Consider the following 15,002-nt stretch of genomic DNA (forward strand, 5'->3'; position numbering starts at 1 on the left):
CTATCGCATCTGATTTCCCTCGGTTTTGCTAACTTACTTATCAACGGTGATTCGCCCCATGGCAAAGGAACAGGACGCCACGGATTTGCAGCGCGCCCTCAAGGCGTGTCGCAGCTCCTTCGTCTCAGTGGGCTTCTTCAGCATGTTTGTCAACCTGCTGATGCTCGTCCCCCCGATGTACATGCTTCAGGTCTATGATCGGGTTCTGACCACCCAGAGCGTCGAGACGCTGATCATGCTGACGCTGGTCGTGGTCTTCCTGTTTATGGTGATGGGGGGCCTTGAACTGGTGCGTTCTCGCATGCTGGTCAGGGTAGGCAACCGGCTGGACACCAGTATCAATGCGCGCCTCTACAGCGCCATGTTTCGTCGCAGTGTAGGGTCCCAGGGCCAGCAAAGCGCTCAGCCGCTTAACGATCTGACCAGCGTACGCCAGTTTCTGACCGGCAATGGCCTGTTCGCCTTCTTCGATGCCCCCTGGGTGCCTGTTTATCTGGGCGTGCTCTTCCTGTTCCACCCCTGGCTGGGTATCTTTGCCACCTTCGCAGGCATTGTCCTGCTGATTTTGGCTATTGCCAACGAGAAAGCCACCAAGGGTTTGCTCGCTGAAGCCAATAACGAGCATATAAAATCTCAGGATCTCGCCAACTCCAACCTTCGCAATGCCGAAGTGCTGCATGCCATGGGCATGCTGCCGGGTATCATGGGGCGTTGGGCCGAGAAACATCACCAGTTCTTGTCCAAGCAATCTCAGGCCAGTGATCGCGCTGGCGCTTTGACCAACACTTCCAAGGTGTTACGCCTTCTATTTCAGTCGATGATCCTCGGGCTAGGTGCCTACCTGGTGTTACAGGCTGAAATGACGGCAGGCATGATGATCGCTGGTTCGATCATCATGGGTCGGGCACTGGCGCCTATTGACCAGATGATCGGCAGTTGGAAGAGCTTTGTCGGCGCTCGCGGCGCCTATGATCGTCTTAACGAGTTGCTGACCCAGATTCCCGACGAGCAACGGCGCATGTCACTGCCCGCCCCGGAGGGTAAGATGGCAGTTGAGGGCGTTGCTGCTGCACCGCCTGGGGTACGTATGGCCACCATCCGCGGCATTAACTTTGAAGTTCCCAAGGGCGAACACGTTGGCATCATAGGCCCCAGCGCGGCCGGCAAGTCGACACTGGCAAGGGTGTTGCTGGGCATCTGGCCCTCTCAGGTGGGCAATGTACGCCTCGACGGTGCTGATATTTCGCAGTGGAACCGCGATGAGTTGGGACCATACCTAGGCTACCTTCCCCAAGATATCGAGCTATTTGACGGTACCATCAGCGAGAATATTGCCCGCTTCGGCGACGTGGACCCACAAAAAGTCGTAGAAGCCGCCAGGAAGGCCGGGGTGCACGAAATGATCCTTGAACTGGCCAATGGCTACGACACTTACTTGGCTGCATCCAGCGGTGCACTTTCTGGCGGCCAGCGTCAGCGCATCGGCCTTGCTCGTGCCATGTACGGTGACCCTGTGCTCGTGGTATTGGACGAGCCCAATTCTAATCTCGACGAGGCGGGTGAACGTGCCTTGGCAAGCGCCATACAGCAGCTCAAGCTCGAGGGTGCCACCCTGTTTGTGATAAGTCACCGCACCAGCGTGCTCAAGAATATGGATCAGCTTCTGGTAATGAAGGAAGGTCAGGTCAGCATGTTCGGGCCGCGAGATCAGGTGCTGGCCCAATTTGCCAAGAAGCCCCAGCAGCGGGTTGCTCAAGGAGCTAATGCACGTTTGGCCGCGATTCGTGGTGGACGCGAGGGTGGCCAGCCCGGTGGCAGCAACAGCGAGGAGCAGCAGTAATGGCTGACAAGACTTCTGATCAGGATGTCGCTAAGCGCCCTGAAATTGACGTCACCCCCCAGTCTCAAACTCTGGAAGGTGAATATACCGAGAAATTACCTACCAGCGATAAGGGCTACAAGAGACTGGGCATGGTGATCCTGCTGTTTGCCTTCGGTGGATTCGGCACTTGGGCGTTGACCGCCACACTAGCCGTCGCCGTTGTGGCGCCGGGTAACGTGTCCATGGAATCGTTTAAGCGAACGGTGCAGCACCTGGAAGGTGGTATCGTTCATGAGTTGCTGGTCAATGACGGCGACTATGTGGAGGCTGGCGATCCACTTATTGTGCTAAGTGATACCCAGGCCCGGTCTCAGTTGGAGATTGCTCGCTCCCAGTACCTTATCAACCGTGCCATGGAAACTCGTCTGCTTGCCGAGCAGGAAGGCGCCGAGACGCTGGATTTCCCCGAGGATTTACCAGATAGCGAACTGCCGCGCGTTCAGCAGGTGTTGGCCGTCCAACAGAGCCTGTTTCTTGCCCGTCGCGACTCGCTTCAGAGCGCGCTGGAGTCGTTAGATGAACAAGTTGTACAGATGCGCGAACAGATTGATGGTCTGGAATCGCAGATCGAGGTGAACACCCGTCGAGTACGTTCGCTACGTTCTGAAGCCGAGGATTTCCGCTCTCTGTTCCGCGAGGGGCTGGGCGACAACCAGAGATTGCGAGAGTTGGAACGCCAGGTGATGGAGTATGAAGGTCGCATTGCTCAGCACCGTTCTGAAATCGCCGGTCTCAGGTCACGTATCAGCGAAAATCAGCTTCAGAAGGAAGTGCGTCGCCAGGACTTCCAATCAGATGTGGGTGAGCAGCTTCGCAATGCCCAGGCGCAGATTGCCGAAGCCGAAGAACAGATTACTTCTCTGGCCGACCGGGTAGAGCGCACCACCGTGGTTGCTCCCGTATCCGGCACCGTGGTCGGACGCCAGGTTCACACCGTGGGCGCAGTCATTCGTCCGGGTGACACCATCATGGATGTCGTGCCCAGCGGCGATGGTTTTATCGTCGAAGCACGGGTGCCCAGCCGTGATATCGACCAGATATATCTTGGCCAACACGCCGAGATTCGTTTCTCAGCTTTCAACCAGCGGCTGACAAACGTCATAGACGCCGAGGTTATTTATGTCAGCGCCGACAGCTTTGAGGACGAGGCCACCGGGCAGCACTACTACCGGGCGCGATTGCGAGTCACCGAAAATGGACAAGAAGACATGACCGAGCAGATGCAGCTTCTTTCCGGTATGCCGGCAGAGGTTATGATCCGCACTGGAGAACGCACTTTCGCCAGCTATATTGCCAAGCCGATTACCGACATGCTAGCCCGCGCGATCAGGGAGGATTGATGAGTAAGCAGTGGCTTTTTGGCTCTTCGGTTGATCAAGATCTGCCTGTTTATCCTGATTGCCTGGCGGCGCCGGCCAGTGCGATGACGCTTCTGCTACTGGTGCTGTTTCTAGCCCCTTTGTCGGTACTGGCACAGGAGGCAGAGGATGTGCCCGCCGGGGAGCAGGCCATGGCTGAGCTCTCAGCGCTTCAAGAGGCCGAGACAACTCGCGTCATCGGTAGCCTTCCCTCGCTGCCTGGGCTGTTCAAGCGGGCGTTGCAGCACGACTCTGAACTCTCGCGGCAGCGCTTCGAGTTGGCAGCTACCGAGCAGGAATTGCCAATGGCACGCTCGCAGCTGATGCCCCAAGTGTCGGCATCTGCCAGTTATCTGTGGCAGGACTCAACCAATCTTCGGACAGAGCTCGATTCGGACCTACCGCCTGAAGTGCAGGACGTACGCCCCGGCGAGATAGACGAAACTTTTTGGCAACTGCAACTCAGTCAGCCGCTTTTCAGTCTGGAACGCTGGCGGGGCATGCAGCGAGCAGAATCCCAGGTGAGTGCTGCCGAACTGGACCTGGCCCTGGTGGAGCGCAACCTGGCGTTGCAGGTGGGCGAAGGCTATGTCAACGCCTACCTGGCTTCGCGTAAACTTGGTCTTCTAGAGGCGCAGCAGGAAGCACTGTCACTTCAGTCGCGGCAGGCACAGCGTGCCTACGACTTGGGTGTGGGAGATCGGATCAACCTGCTGGAAGCTCAGTCGCGGTTCGATCAGGCGATTGCAGATGCAGTCCAGGCTGAGAACGAGCTCGACGATGCCCTCAGTGAGCTCGAGCGCCTGACCGGTGAGCTCCCCGACTTTGGCGGTCATCAGTTGGGTGACGTATCAGCCTCAGATTTAGAGGCGAATTGGGGTGACGAGCAGCATTGGTTGGAGCAGATCGGTAACAACCTTGATGTCCGACGTGCCGCCGCCGAGCGCGTTATTGCTGAAAGCGACACCCGAGTGCGGCGTGGCGGCTACTATCCGGAACTTAACTTCAATCTAAGCTACAGTGATCGCCAAAGCGACGATGAGCAGCGTGAAAGCGAGGATTACCGAGCAAGCGTCGAGCTCAGCGTACCGCTTTATCGAGGAGGATATACCCGGGCTAGCGTGCGCCAAGGAGAGTTACGCGCTCAGTCCAGCCAAGAGGCTGTTGATCACCAGCGTAATCTGGCGGCTCAGGAGGTGCGTCAGAGGTTGCGCTCCCTGAATGGCAGCGTGAGGCGGATGGGCGCACTGCAGCAGGCCATCGAATCCAGCGAGCTGTTTGTCCAGGCCGCTGAGCGTGGCGAGCAGCTTGGCTTGCGCGACCTGGTCGACGTGCTTGACGCCCGGGCAAGCCTGTACGACCAGCGCATTCAGTACGTTGACACACTAGGTCGTTACGTCATCGATCGGCTGGGACTCCACTCAGCCGTGGGTGCCCTGGGCACAGAAGACCTAGAGCAGGTCATGAAGGTATTGAGCAGCATCACTCCCAGCCACTCCTGATAGCGGAACCCTCATGGCCAAAGGACCGAATACCAGGGACTGGCTTCGACGTGCGATGCGCACTTTCGATGCGGCCATTGCGCTCGCGTCTGGGTTTTTGTTGCTGTGGTGGATGCCAGAGCTGGATCATACTGAAGGCATCGAGTACCCGCTGGTGATTCTGGCCGGTAGTCTGTTGTTACCTGCCAGCGGAGAGATCATGGGGCTGTATAAGCCCTGGCGGGGACGCAGCCTGTTCTCGATGCTGGGAGTGTTTACATTGGGGTGGCTGCTGGCTATCGCCCTTCTCAGTCTGTTTCTGGTGATGACCCAGAGCGCCGTGATCTTCTCGCGCACTTGGATGGCGCTGTCTGCCATAAGTGCTTTGGCAGCGGGGCTGGTGTTGCGCACCGCCTTATATGTTCTACTGCGCAGGCTTCGCTCGCGTGGCCGCAACATCAAGCGAGTGTTGTTGATCGGGCAGCCAGTCAATATCGCCCGTGTGCAGCAGCGTCTGATTGACCTTCCTTATTTGGGCTACCAGGTCAGCGACACGCTAGTCGACGATACGGCTTGCGCCGACGATGGCGTCCAGTGCCAAGCCGGCATGGTAAAGCGGGTCAGGGGTCTGGCCCAGCGCAGCATCTTCCAGCGTGAGTTCGATGAGATCTGGCTCACCTATCCCTTGACGCATGGTGATACTGTCAAGCAGCTCGCCGACGCACTGCTGGCCGTGCCGGTGGCTATCCGCTACTTCCCCGATCTCTCAGATGTCAGGCTGCTCAACCACCGTGTGGCCCAGGTAGCCGATATGTATTCCATAGACCTCAACTATTCGCCACTCAACGGCCCTGTAAGAGTCGTCAAGGCGCTGGAAGACCGCCTGCTGGGACTTGTACTGTTCGTGGGCTTCCTGCCGGCCATGCTAGTTATCGCCGGGTTGGTTCGCTGGCGCATGGGCAAGCCGGTACTCTTCAAGCAGTATCGTCACGGACTGGATGGCAGGCGTTTTCGGATCTACAAGTTTCGCACCATGCGCTTCCATCCATTGGTGCAAGGCAAAACTCGTCAGGCCCACGCGGGCGACCAACGCGTGACTCGACTGGGCGCCTTTCTGCGGCACACCAGCCTCGATGAGCTACCACAGCTGTTCAATGTTCTTCAGGGTCGCATGTCGCTAGTGGGACCTCGTCCACACGCCATGGACCACAACGACCTCTACAAGGACGCCATCGATGCCTACATGCAGCGCCATCGCGTCAAGCCGGGCATGACCGGCTGGGCTCAGGTCAACGGGTTGCGCGGCATTACCGACGATCTCGAACTGATGCGCAAGCGCGTCGAGTATGATCTTTACTACATCGACAACTGGACGCTGGGCCTGGACCTAAAAATTCTGGCTATGACCATCACCCGCGGCTTCATCAACCGGCAGCCATAAGGTGTTGGCAACCAAGATATGCTCAAGGAGAATTTCATGCTTCTGCCCGTCATCCTGTCTGGCGGCTCTGGTTCCCGGCTGTGGCCCGTTTCTCGCGAACACTACCCCAAGCAGTTTCAGCGTTTCAATTCAGCAAAGTACAGCCTGCTTCAGGAAGCGGCACTGCGTATGGCGGGAGTCGAAGGTGCCGATAGGCCACTGGTGGTATGCAATGAAGAGCATCGCTTTATGGTCGCCGAGCAGTTGTATGTTATCGATACGACCCCGTCGAACATTGTACTGGAACCCTGTGGACGCAACACGGCACCCGCCCTGGCCCTCGCCGCGCTGTGTGCCTGTGACACCCACCCTGCCAGCTTGATGCTGGTCATGCCGGCTGACCATGTCATTGAATGTCGTGAGGCGTTTCAGGCAGCGGTCGAGCAGGGCAAGGGGCTGGCCGAATCGGGTCAGCTGGTGGCTTTCGGCATTCAGCCAGCCACTCCCCACACCGGCTACGGTTACATTCGCCGGGGAGAGATGCTGGGAACCGGCTATCGCGTCGATGCCTTCGTCGAAAAGCCGGACCGCGAACGTGCCCAGGCCTATCTCGATAGCGGTGATTACCTGTGGAACAGCGGTATCTTTCTCTTTTCCGCCGAGCGCTACCTGGAGGAACTCCAGGCCCAAGCCCCAGATATTGCCGAGGCCTGTCGCAACGCCTATGCCGGGCGCAGTGAGGATCTGGACTTCCTGAGGGTCGATATTGAGGCTTTCAGCGCCTGTCGTAGCGAATCTATCGACTATGCCGTCATGGAGAACACCCAGCATGCCGCAGTGGTTCCCATGGACCCTGGCTGGAGCGACATCGGCGCCTGGGACGCCATCTTCGCATTGAAGCGTGACCCGCAGCGCGAGGGTAATGCTATCCAGGGGGATGTGCTGTTGCATGACACGCACGACAGCCTGGTACACAGCCATTCACGTCTGGTGGCCACGGTCGGGGTCAGGGACCTGGTCATCGTGGAAACCGAAGATGCCGTGCTGGTGGCGAACCGTCATCATGCCCAGGAGACCAAGCGTATCGTCGAAGTTCTCAAGGCGAGCCACCGACCGGAATGCCAGGCGATGCCTGAAGTTTACCGGCCCTGGGGACACTACCGCACCATGGTGCTTACCGAGTGTTTCCAGGTAAAAGAGATCGTCGTCAAGCCGGGTGCCAAATTGTCACTACAAATGCATCATCACCGCGCCGAGCACTGGGTGGTGGTGCAAGGTACAGCAGGAGTGACGCTGGGCAAGGGACACGGTGATACCGAAGACTTGAGTAGTTTCCTGCTAACCGAAGATGAATCCACCTATATCCCGCTGGGTACCGTGCATCGGCTGGAGAATCCCGGCGTTATTCCCCTGCGCTTGATTGAAGTGCAGACCGGTAGCTACCTGGGGGAAGACGATATCGTGCGTATTGATGATGCTTATGGTCGCTTATGACCTGGCAACAGAGCCTCAGTACGATGATAGATGAGCCACGGCCTCCCTCCAAAGAGTGGCGTGTGGCCATCGTGCATGATTGGTTGGTGACCTGGGCTGGTGCCGAGAAAGTTCTCGAGGAATTCCTGACACTTTTTCCCAGCGCCGAACTTTTCACTACGGTCAACTTCCTGGATAAAGCTAACATACCGGCGCTGCGCGGGCGTACCATTCACACCAGTTACATTCAGCGGCTGCCTGGCGCACGCAAGCATTACCGTCGGTATCTCCCCCTGATGCCAGCCGCCGTGGAGCAATTCGACCTCAAGGGGTTCGACTTGATCCTGTCGAGCAGCCATGCGGTCGCCAAGGGCATCATCCCCGACCCAAGTGCGGTTCACGTATGCTACTGCTACAGCCCCATGCGTTACGCCTGGGACATGCAGCACCAGTACTTGCGCCAGGCAGGGGTTCGAGGGATCAAGGCAGCTCTGATGCGTTGGCAACTCCATAAGCTGCGCCTGTGGGACTTCGCCAGCGCTCAGCGGGTCGACCACTTCATCGCCATTTCGTACTACATCCAGCGGCGCATTGCCTGCTTTTACCGCCGCGAGGCCGAGGTGGTGTATCCCCCGGTTGATACGGAGCGTTATCGTCACGACCGTCCTCGGGAGAATTTCTACCTGGCGGCGTCACGCCTTGTGCCCTATAAGCGCCTTGACCTGATCGTCGAGGCCTTCAACCATATGCCAGAGCGGAGCCTAGTAGTGATCGGTGACGGCCCCGAGCGACGTAGGCTCGAAGCACTGGCGGGTTCCAATGTCACGTTGCTGGGTTACCAGGAAGACGCCGTGCTCATCGACCACCTGGAGCGTGCCCGCGCCTTCGTATTCATGGCCGAGGAGGATTTCGGAATCCTTCCGGTTGAGGCTCAGGCAGCCGGTGCCCCAGTGATCGGTTACGGTATCGGGGGACTTTCCGAGACGGTTATTGATGGCGAGACCGGCGTACATGTCGCCTGGCAACAGGCGGAAGCATTATGTCAGGCGGTTGACGCCTTCGAGCGGTGTCAGGCTGAGAACCCCGATGCCTATCCTGCAACTGTATGCAGCGCCAATGCTCGACGCTTCGGCAGGGCTGTTTTCAGGGCGGAGTTATCCAAGCGCCTCGGTGCCTGGCTGTCTTACTGTCCGGAAGGTCCTCCTCGCAGCGCCGCCACCAGTGTTTCGGCAGACCGTTGCCAGTCATAGCGTGCAGCTTGTGTAATTCCCTGATCACCTAGTTCGTCGCGAGCCTCAGGGTGCTCCAGTGCAGTCTGCAGCGTCGAGCGAATACTCGCGATATCGGTGGGTTCCATCAAGAAGGCATGCTCCCCCGTAATCTCATGCATGGCGGTACCACGGCTGGTCAGCACCGGGACACCACATGCCATTGCCTCGACTACCGGCATGCCGAACCCTTCGTAGAGTGACGGGTAAGCGAGCAAGTCGGCGCTGGCGGTGATCAGGGGAATGTCTGGCTGTGCCACATAGCCGAGTTGCAACAGTTCGCCTCTTGCTTCGAGACGCTGCATATTGCGGACCAATGAAGTGTCGTTCCACCCCTTGGTGCCAACGCACACCAATGGCCAGCGTTTCCTAAGGGGGGTTGGCAACTCGGCATAGGCACGCATAAAGCGTGTTAGATTCTTGCGAGGCTCCAGAGTCCCGAGGCAAAGAATGAAGCGATCGGGCAAGCCCAGGCGACGGCGAACTTCGGTCCGAGTGGCCGCGTTCAAGGGACGAAAGTCTGTCGAAGCGGCCGGCGACACCACCACGATATCGTTTTCATTGAGCCCGCTATAGTCAGCGATCTCTCGGCGCATGGTGTCGGATATGGTCACTATGACATCAGCATGGCGTAAGGTATTGTCGATCTGGTGGGACAGGTAGGCGGCCCTAGACGGGGGGTGAGAGTCGGGTACGTTAAGGTGAGATAGGTCGTATATCGTGGCGACCCGCCGGCCGGGGAATGGCATTAGCTCAAGTCCTGGCTCCCAATAAATATGATCACCACAATGGCGAGTCCGGCCGACGAAACGCACCTCCCTGAGGCGTTGGCGCAGACTGTAGCTCCCTGGCACCTGGCGTAGTCGGCGGCGAAGTGCCCCTGGTCTAACGAGTAAAGAGAGGGGGCGTGAGGCATGCGGGCAGTCTTGCAATTGAGTGCCATCCAGCCATCGGCTACGATACAGGCCTCGAAAGGTATCGACCTCGGGATGTTTCGACAGTTGGGTAGCCAGATGCTGCGTATAATGGCCGATTCCTGTCAATGGCGGCTGCATGCAATCAAGGTTGATCAACAGTTTCATGACGACAAACGCTTCCTCATTGATATCTGGCGCTCAGTGCGGGGTGGATCACTGGATCTGTCAAGCGAACGTGTCTCGGAATCAGTCGCTGAAAGGTGCGATTAGCGCCTGTGTGTGAGTCAGCTAATGCAAACGCTCATCAGGAGTTGGAGGAGAAACCCTTGTCGGAAAGCAGCCCCAGCAAACCCTATCTCGTCGTCAACAACCCACAGCTCGATATGTCTGACCTAGAGCAGCGACTCGACGAGATTCTCGCCGAACGTCAGTTGCTACCATCGGCCCAAAGGCCGCTCCCTAGTCAGAAATCTTCTGTCTGGTTGTCACCGCTACGCCGATTACTGATCCGACTCAAGAGCAGCCATCTGGTCAGCCAGTGGTTGCCTCGTCACCCCGGTCTCTATCGTCGGGCGCGAACACTCTATCATTGTTGCCGAGGGGCTGCCGGGCGACGTTAACGTTTCGATCAATCGCTGGGTATTGATCTGGCGCCCCTCGTCGACCAGGTGAAAGTCGGTATCAAACATATCCTCTGGCGGGTACATGAAATCGCTTGGCCGACCTAGGTAGGTCAGTCCATGCTTGGTTGCCTGTTGCGGCAGCCGAGCATAGAAGTGCGTTTCCACTGGATCTTCGCGGTAGTGAGGATGAAATAGAAATGCCGGCGGAACCAGTATCAGACAGGCGCCTTTGGCATTGAGCCGTTTCTGGAAATGGCGCAGCAGAGCCCATCCTGGGGCGTCGTGACGATGCTCGATACCGTAGTGGCGGGGCGCATTAGCGACTATCTGCTGCGCCATCCAGGGTTCGCGAAGCTGTCGGCCGGTGCCAGTCTGATCACCGCGCATATCTAGCCGATGGGCCCCATAGGTGCCGCCCACCTTAAAGCCGTCGGGTAGTCCACGATAGCCTTGTAATACTCTCTCGGGCGATGTCTGCATCAAAATCTGAAAACCCTCATGAAGTACGAGCGGAAGCCATCGAGAGGTTGGCAGTGCATCGTAGCTCAGTCGCCAAGCCGCCATTAACTCGCTTGGTTGGCTCAAGTAGAACCCGTTCATTACATGGTTGACTTCGCCACTGTAGCCAAACAGCGGGTATTCCAGCGCCATGATGACAGTATCTCTGTCTTCGGCCACTGCGAGAGTTTGATTGAGGATCACTGGCAGGCCCAGTCCGGCATTCACGCCAAGGTTCACCGCGGGCCGTCCGAAGGCCACTTCAAGTTGCTGCGAATCGATGCCGAACATCGCGCTGGAGCCCCCCGCCACCAGCAGTCGCGGCGCCGACAATGCCTCGGCACTGGCCTGCTTATGCGCCAAGGCTCCAAGTACCCACTGGTGGGCAGGGTGGGGGCGCCCCAGTTGGCCGGCCACCAGCAGTAGCCAGAGGCCAGAGGACAGAAGCAGGCCAATGGCAACGCTTCTCAGCAGTCGCCACAAGGGTCTGGACTGGGCTTTGCCCTGACGCATGAATTGGCTCCTAGAATTCGAAATAGAGAAATGCTTGCTCGGGCTGGGCGTATAGCTGCTTGAGCACCATGAAGAGCAGCACACCGCACAGCACACCCACCCACCGCAGCGCGCGTCGAGCAAGTAGCGGATTATCGTGCTCCATAGCGGCGCGCCAGCGCGCCACCCACTGCTGAGAGTTGGGAAGCAGCAGGGCAATGCCCATGCCTAGCATGATTAAACTGGCCAGCCGAGCATGGGGGCCGGTGATCGGCCAGCCTTGATGGGGCCATTGCAGCCAAGGAAACCACTGCCAGGGCTCATTCAGCGCCAGAATGAGGCTCATCGCGGTATCAATGGAGTCGGCACGAAATGGAATCCACGCCAACATCACGAAGCACAGTGTCAGCGGCACTGCCAGCCAACTGGGCCAGCGCCATCCAACACGCCTGGACCAGCCGTGGGCCAGGCACAGCGCTACGCCGTGTAGTCCCCCCCAAAGCAGAAATTGCCAGCCGGCGCCGTGCCACAGCCCGCCCAGCAGCATGGTCAGCATCAGACTCAAATAGCGCCGTTCGCGACCTCCCAGCGGAATGTATAGGTAGTCACGCAGAAAATGCGAGAGGGTGATATGCCAGCGGCGCCAGAAGTCGATGGGTGAGCGACTCTTGTAGGGTGATGCGAAGTTGATCGGCAGTCTCAGGCCTAGCATCAGCCCAAGGCCGATCGCCATGTCGGCATAGCCGGAAAAGTCGAAGTAGAGCTGCACTCCAAACCCGAATCCCGCCAGCCAAGGAGTTTCGCCGGCAATGGGTGCACCTCCTCCGGCCAGGGCATAAAGTTCTCCCACTGGCGCGTCCAGCGGGTCGGCGATCAGTACCTTTTTGGCCAGGCCTAGACACATTAACGCTAACCCAGCGGCGAAGGTACTCACCCGCCAGGCCGGCCAATTGTCTCGAACCTGGGGGAGTAGCTCTCGGGAATGCACAATGGGCCCGGCGATCAGTTGCGGGAAGAAAGTGACGAAGAAGACGTACTCGGTAAATTGCGGCAGGGCCACCTGGCGCCGCCACAGGTCCACCAGCCAAGCGATCTGTTGAAACGTAAAAAAGGAGATCCCGAGAGGCAGCACCACCTGCAGGCTAGGTGCTGCCCACTCAGGCACCAGCAGACCATGCAGGGTTTCGGCAATGAACAGCCGATACTTGAACCAGCCCAGGAGCCCCAGGTTGAACACTATCCCCAGCACCAGCCAGGATCGTCGGTGTGAAGTCGACAGGCGCCGGCCCAACGCATAGTTGATGCTCACCGAGCCCAGCAACAAAGGAAGGTAGTGCCAGTTCCAGGCCGCGTAGAAAACCAGAGATGCCACGACCAGTCCGCGCATCAGCAGCGCCGAAGATATCTGGCCCTGCACCTGTAGCGCGAAAAAAGCCAGCACAAGCGGCAAAAAGAGCAGCAGGAAGGGGTAAGAGCTGAAAACCATCGCGATCCAGCGTTGGGTCTAGGTGGTCGGGCGGCTGTGATGGCCTATGGGCTGTGGTAATATGCGGCGCTGATTTGACCACGCTACGCCACGTCGGAAATATACAGGAAACGGCAGGAATGCATAGTAAAACCGCGTTGATCACCGGCGTTACGGGCCAGGACGGGGCCTACCTGTCACAGCTTCTGCTGGGCAAGGGGTATCGTGTCTGTGGGATCGCACCGCGCCGCAGCACCTCGGATGTCAACCTTTCGCGGCTGGAGTGGCTCGGTGTCAAGGAGCAAGTAGAACTCTTTGACGGCGACCTTGGCGATCTGGGTAGCCTGATCCGCAGCGTGCAGGAGTGCCACCCGGACGAGGTCTATAATCTGGCGGCACAGTCCTTCGTTCAGGCTTCCTGGAGCCAGCCGGTACTCACTGGACAGGTATCTGGTATTGGTGCAGTGAATGTTCTGGAAGCGGTGCGTATGGCGCGCCCTGAAGCGCGTTTCTATCAAGCTTCTACCTCTGAGATGTACGGCCTGATTCAGGAGCCACGCCAGAGCGAAACCACGCCGTTCTATCCGCGCTCTCCTTATGCGGCAGCCAAGCTTTACGCCCACTGGATGACCGTTAACTATCGTGAAAGCTTCGGCCTGCATGCCTCCAGTGGCATCCTCTTCAACCATGAGTCGCCGCTGCGCGGTTTAGAGTTTGTTACCCGCAAGGTCACCGATGGCGTGGCGCGTATTAAGCTGGGACTGGCCACCGAGCTGCGGCTAGGCAATATTGACGCCAAGCGTGACTGGGGTCACGCCCGAGACTACGTAAAAGCCATGTGGCTAATGCTGCAGCAGGAAACGCCGGACGACTACGTCATTGGTACCGGCGTCACCACTACCGTGCGCGACATGTGCCGTATCGCCTTTGAGCACGCAGGTCTCGATATGGAGGATCACGTAGTGATCGACCCCCGTTTTTATCGTCCGGCGGAGGTCGAGGTGCTGCTCGGCAACCCAGCAAAAGCGAAGCGTCAGTTGGGCTGGCAGGCCGAGACCTCGCTGGAGGCGATGATCTGCGAGATGGTCGATGCCGACCTGCAGCGCCTGGAGCAGGGCTGATGACAGGGATTGCAGTCTTGCCACCGGCAACGCTGCTGGTTACCGGGGCCAGCGGCTTTGTGGGGCGACACCTGCTGGCTGCGCTGCACCGCCGTTGGCCAAATGCCGTCGTGCACGCTACGTCCCAGGAAGCCATTGACGCTTGGCCTGAGGATTCGGGTGTGCACTGGCATCGTCTCGATATCTGCCACACCGGGCGAGTCGCCGCGTTGCTGCGCCATTTGCACCCCGACGCCATCATCCATCTGGCGGCTCAGTCTCACGTGCCCACCAGTTTCCAGCAGCCGGCGTTAACGTGGCGCGTCAACCTGCAGGGCACCCTCAACCTGCTGGAGGGCGTCAAGCAGGAAAGCCCCTGGAGCCTGGTGCTCAACGTCGGTTCCTCGGACATGTATGGCGGTGCCTTTCGCAGCGGCGAGCCGGTGACCGAACAGACCGCCTTCCATCCACTCAATCCCTATGCCGCCAGCAAGGCGTCGGCCGATCTGGCCGCTGGCCAGTATGCGGCCAGCGACGGGCTGCGGGTGATTCGTGCACGCCCCTTCAATCATACCGGCCCCGGCCAGCGTGACGACTTCGTGCTTGCCGCTTTTGCCACCCAGATCGCCCGCATCGAAGCCGGCCTCCAGCCCCCCGTGGTCGAGACCGGCAACCTGGATGCGCAGCGCGACTTCCTCGACGTGGAAGACGTGGTCAGTGCCTACCTGGCGCTGCTCGAGCTTCCCGAGGCAGGCCTGCATGGCCAGGCCTACAACATCGCTTCAGGTCACGCGGTAGCGGTGGGCGAGCTGCTGGACTCCCTGCTGGCCAGGGCGCGTTGCCCCATTGACCACCGGCTGGACCCGGCACGCCAGCGCCCCGCCGATATTCAGACCGTGCGCGCCGATACAACGGCGCTGCGCCAGGCGACCGGTTGGCAGCCCCTCCTTTCTCACGGCGCCATGCTCGACCGGCTGCTGAACGACTGTCGTCGGCGCGTGGTCGCTGCTGCCCAGTGAGCTCGC

General features: G+C 59.0%; 11 protein-coding genes. 8 read left to right on the forward strand and 3 right to left on the reverse strand.

Translation table 11 applies throughout. From position 1 onward, the window contains the following. The first annotated feature begins 58 nt into the window (after nt 1–58). From ACFODV_RS10855 to ACFODV_RS10880, 6 genes are all read left to right on the forward strand, one after another. Nucleotides 59–1,840 carry a type I secretion system permease/ATPase gene (locus ACFODV_RS10855; RefSeq protein WP_379758975.1) on the forward strand — a complete coding sequence of 594 codons (1,782 nt, stop codon included), beginning with the start codon at nt 59–61 and terminating at the stop codon, nt 1,838–1,840. Next, a complete protein-coding gene (locus ACFODV_RS10860) occupies nt 1,840–3,222 on the forward strand; it encodes an HlyD family type I secretion periplasmic adaptor subunit (protein ID WP_379758979.1) in 1,383 nt (460 codons plus the stop codon). The genes ACFODV_RS10855 and ACFODV_RS10860 overlap by 1 nt, the downstream gene beginning before the upstream one ends. After that, nucleotides 3,222–4,742, forward strand: coding sequence for a TolC family outer membrane protein (locus tag ACFODV_RS10865; protein WP_379758983.1), 1,521 nt, complete (start codon nt 3,222–3,224; stop codon nt 4,740–4,742). The genes ACFODV_RS10860 and ACFODV_RS10865 overlap by 1 nt, the downstream gene beginning before the upstream one ends. Before the next feature lie 13 nt (nt 4,743–4,755). Beyond that, nucleotides 4,756–6,162, forward strand: coding sequence for an undecaprenyl-phosphate glucose phosphotransferase (locus ACFODV_RS10870; RefSeq protein ID WP_379758986.1), 1,407 nt, complete (start codon nt 4,756–4,758; stop codon nt 6,160–6,162). A 36-nt stretch (nt 6,163–6,198) separates the two neighbouring features. Continuing rightward, nucleotides 6,199–7,635, forward strand: coding sequence for a mannose-1-phosphate guanylyltransferase/mannose-6-phosphate isomerase (locus ACFODV_RS10875; RefSeq protein ID WP_379758989.1), 1,437 nt, complete (start codon nt 6,199–6,201; stop codon nt 7,633–7,635). 62 nt (nt 7,636–7,697) lie between these two features. Then, complete coding sequence (locus ACFODV_RS10880; protein ID WP_379758992.1) at nt 7,698–8,864, forward strand: glycosyltransferase; 1,167 nt, start codon at nt 7,698–7,700, stop codon at nt 8,862–8,864. Here the strand turns inward: ACFODV_RS10880 and ACFODV_RS10885 are convergent. The 3 genes from ACFODV_RS10885 to ACFODV_RS10895 form a co-directional block, all read right to left on the reverse strand. Continuing rightward, nucleotides 8,798–9,964 (reverse strand): glycosyltransferase family 4 protein, encoded by a 1,167-nt coding sequence (locus tag ACFODV_RS10885; RefSeq protein ID WP_379758995.1) that lies wholly within the window; start codon nt 9,962–9,964, stop codon nt 8,798–8,800. The two genes, ACFODV_RS10880 and ACFODV_RS10885, sit on opposite strands and share 67 nt — an antisense overlap. A 335-nt stretch (nt 9,965–10,299) precedes the next feature. After that, on the reverse strand, nt 10,300–11,433 hold the full coding sequence (locus ACFODV_RS10890; protein WP_379758998.1) for a hypothetical protein: 1,134 nt from the start codon (nt 11,431–11,433) through the stop codon (nt 10,300–10,302). A 10-nt stretch (nt 11,434–11,443) separates the two neighbouring features. Beyond that, on the reverse strand, nt 11,444–12,898 hold the full coding sequence (locus ACFODV_RS10895) for an MBOAT family O-acyltransferase (protein ID WP_379759001.1): 1,455 nt from the start codon (nt 12,896–12,898) through the stop codon (nt 11,444–11,446). A 119-nt stretch (nt 12,899–13,017) separates the two neighbouring features. Here ACFODV_RS10895 and gmd point away from each other — a divergent pair, with 119 nt between their 5' ends. Together gmd and ACFODV_RS10905 are read left to right on the forward strand one after the other, a co-directional pair. Then, nucleotides 13,018–13,998, forward strand: a complete 981-nt coding sequence (gmd, locus tag ACFODV_RS10900; RefSeq protein ID WP_379759004.1) for a GDP-mannose 4,6-dehydratase — start codon at nt 13,018–13,020, stop codon at nt 13,996–13,998. Then, nucleotides 13,998–14,996, forward strand: a complete 999-nt coding sequence (locus ACFODV_RS10905; RefSeq protein WP_379759007.1) for a GDP-mannose 4,6-dehydratase — start codon at nt 13,998–14,000, stop codon at nt 14,994–14,996. The genes gmd and ACFODV_RS10905 overlap by 1 nt, the downstream gene beginning before the upstream one ends. Nucleotides 14,997–15,002 lie beyond the last annotated feature (6 nt).

The organism is Halomonas tibetensis (assembly GCF_042643535.1).
GTDB lineage: Bacteria > Pseudomonadota > Gammaproteobacteria > Pseudomonadales > Halomonadaceae > Halomonas > Halomonas tibetensis.

Excerpts from the sequence above, each read along its gene's own strand:
- ACFODV_RS10885 (WP_379758995.1), bottom strand. The coding sequence starts at position 9,964 with ATGAAACTGTTGATCAACCTTGATTGCATGCAGCCGCCATTGACAGGA.
- ACFODV_RS10890 (WP_379758998.1), bottom strand. The coding sequence starts at position 11,433 with ATGCGTCAGGGCAAAGCCCAGTCCAGACCCTTGTGGCGACTGCTGAGA.
- ACFODV_RS10905 (WP_379759007.1), top strand. The coding sequence starts at position 13,998 with ATGACAGGGATTGCAGTCTTGCCACCGGCAACGCTGCTGGTTACCGGG.
- ACFODV_RS10865 (WP_379758983.1), top strand. The coding sequence starts at position 3,222 with ATGAGTAAGCAGTGGCTTTTTGGCTCTTCGGTTGATCAAGATCTGCCT.
- ACFODV_RS10875 (WP_379758989.1), top strand. The coding sequence starts at position 6,199 with ATGCTTCTGCCCGTCATCCTGTCTGGCGGCTCTGGTTCCCGGCTGTGG.
- ACFODV_RS10870 (WP_379758986.1), top strand. The coding sequence starts at position 4,756 with ATGGCCAAAGGACCGAATACCAGGGACTGGCTTCGACGTGCGATGCGC.
- gmd (WP_379759004.1), top strand. The coding sequence starts at position 13,018 with ATGCATAGTAAAACCGCGTTGATCACCGGCGTTACGGGCCAGGACGGG.
- ACFODV_RS10855 (WP_379758975.1), top strand. The coding sequence starts at position 59 with ATGGCAAAGGAACAGGACGCCACGGATTTGCAGCGCGCCCTCAAGGCG.
- ACFODV_RS10860 (WP_379758979.1), top strand. The coding sequence starts at position 1,840 with ATGGCTGACAAGACTTCTGATCAGGATGTCGCTAAGCGCCCTGAAATT.
- ACFODV_RS10895 (WP_379759001.1), bottom strand. The coding sequence starts at position 12,898 with ATGGTTTTCAGCTCTTACCCCTTCCTGCTGCTCTTTTTGCCGCTTGTG.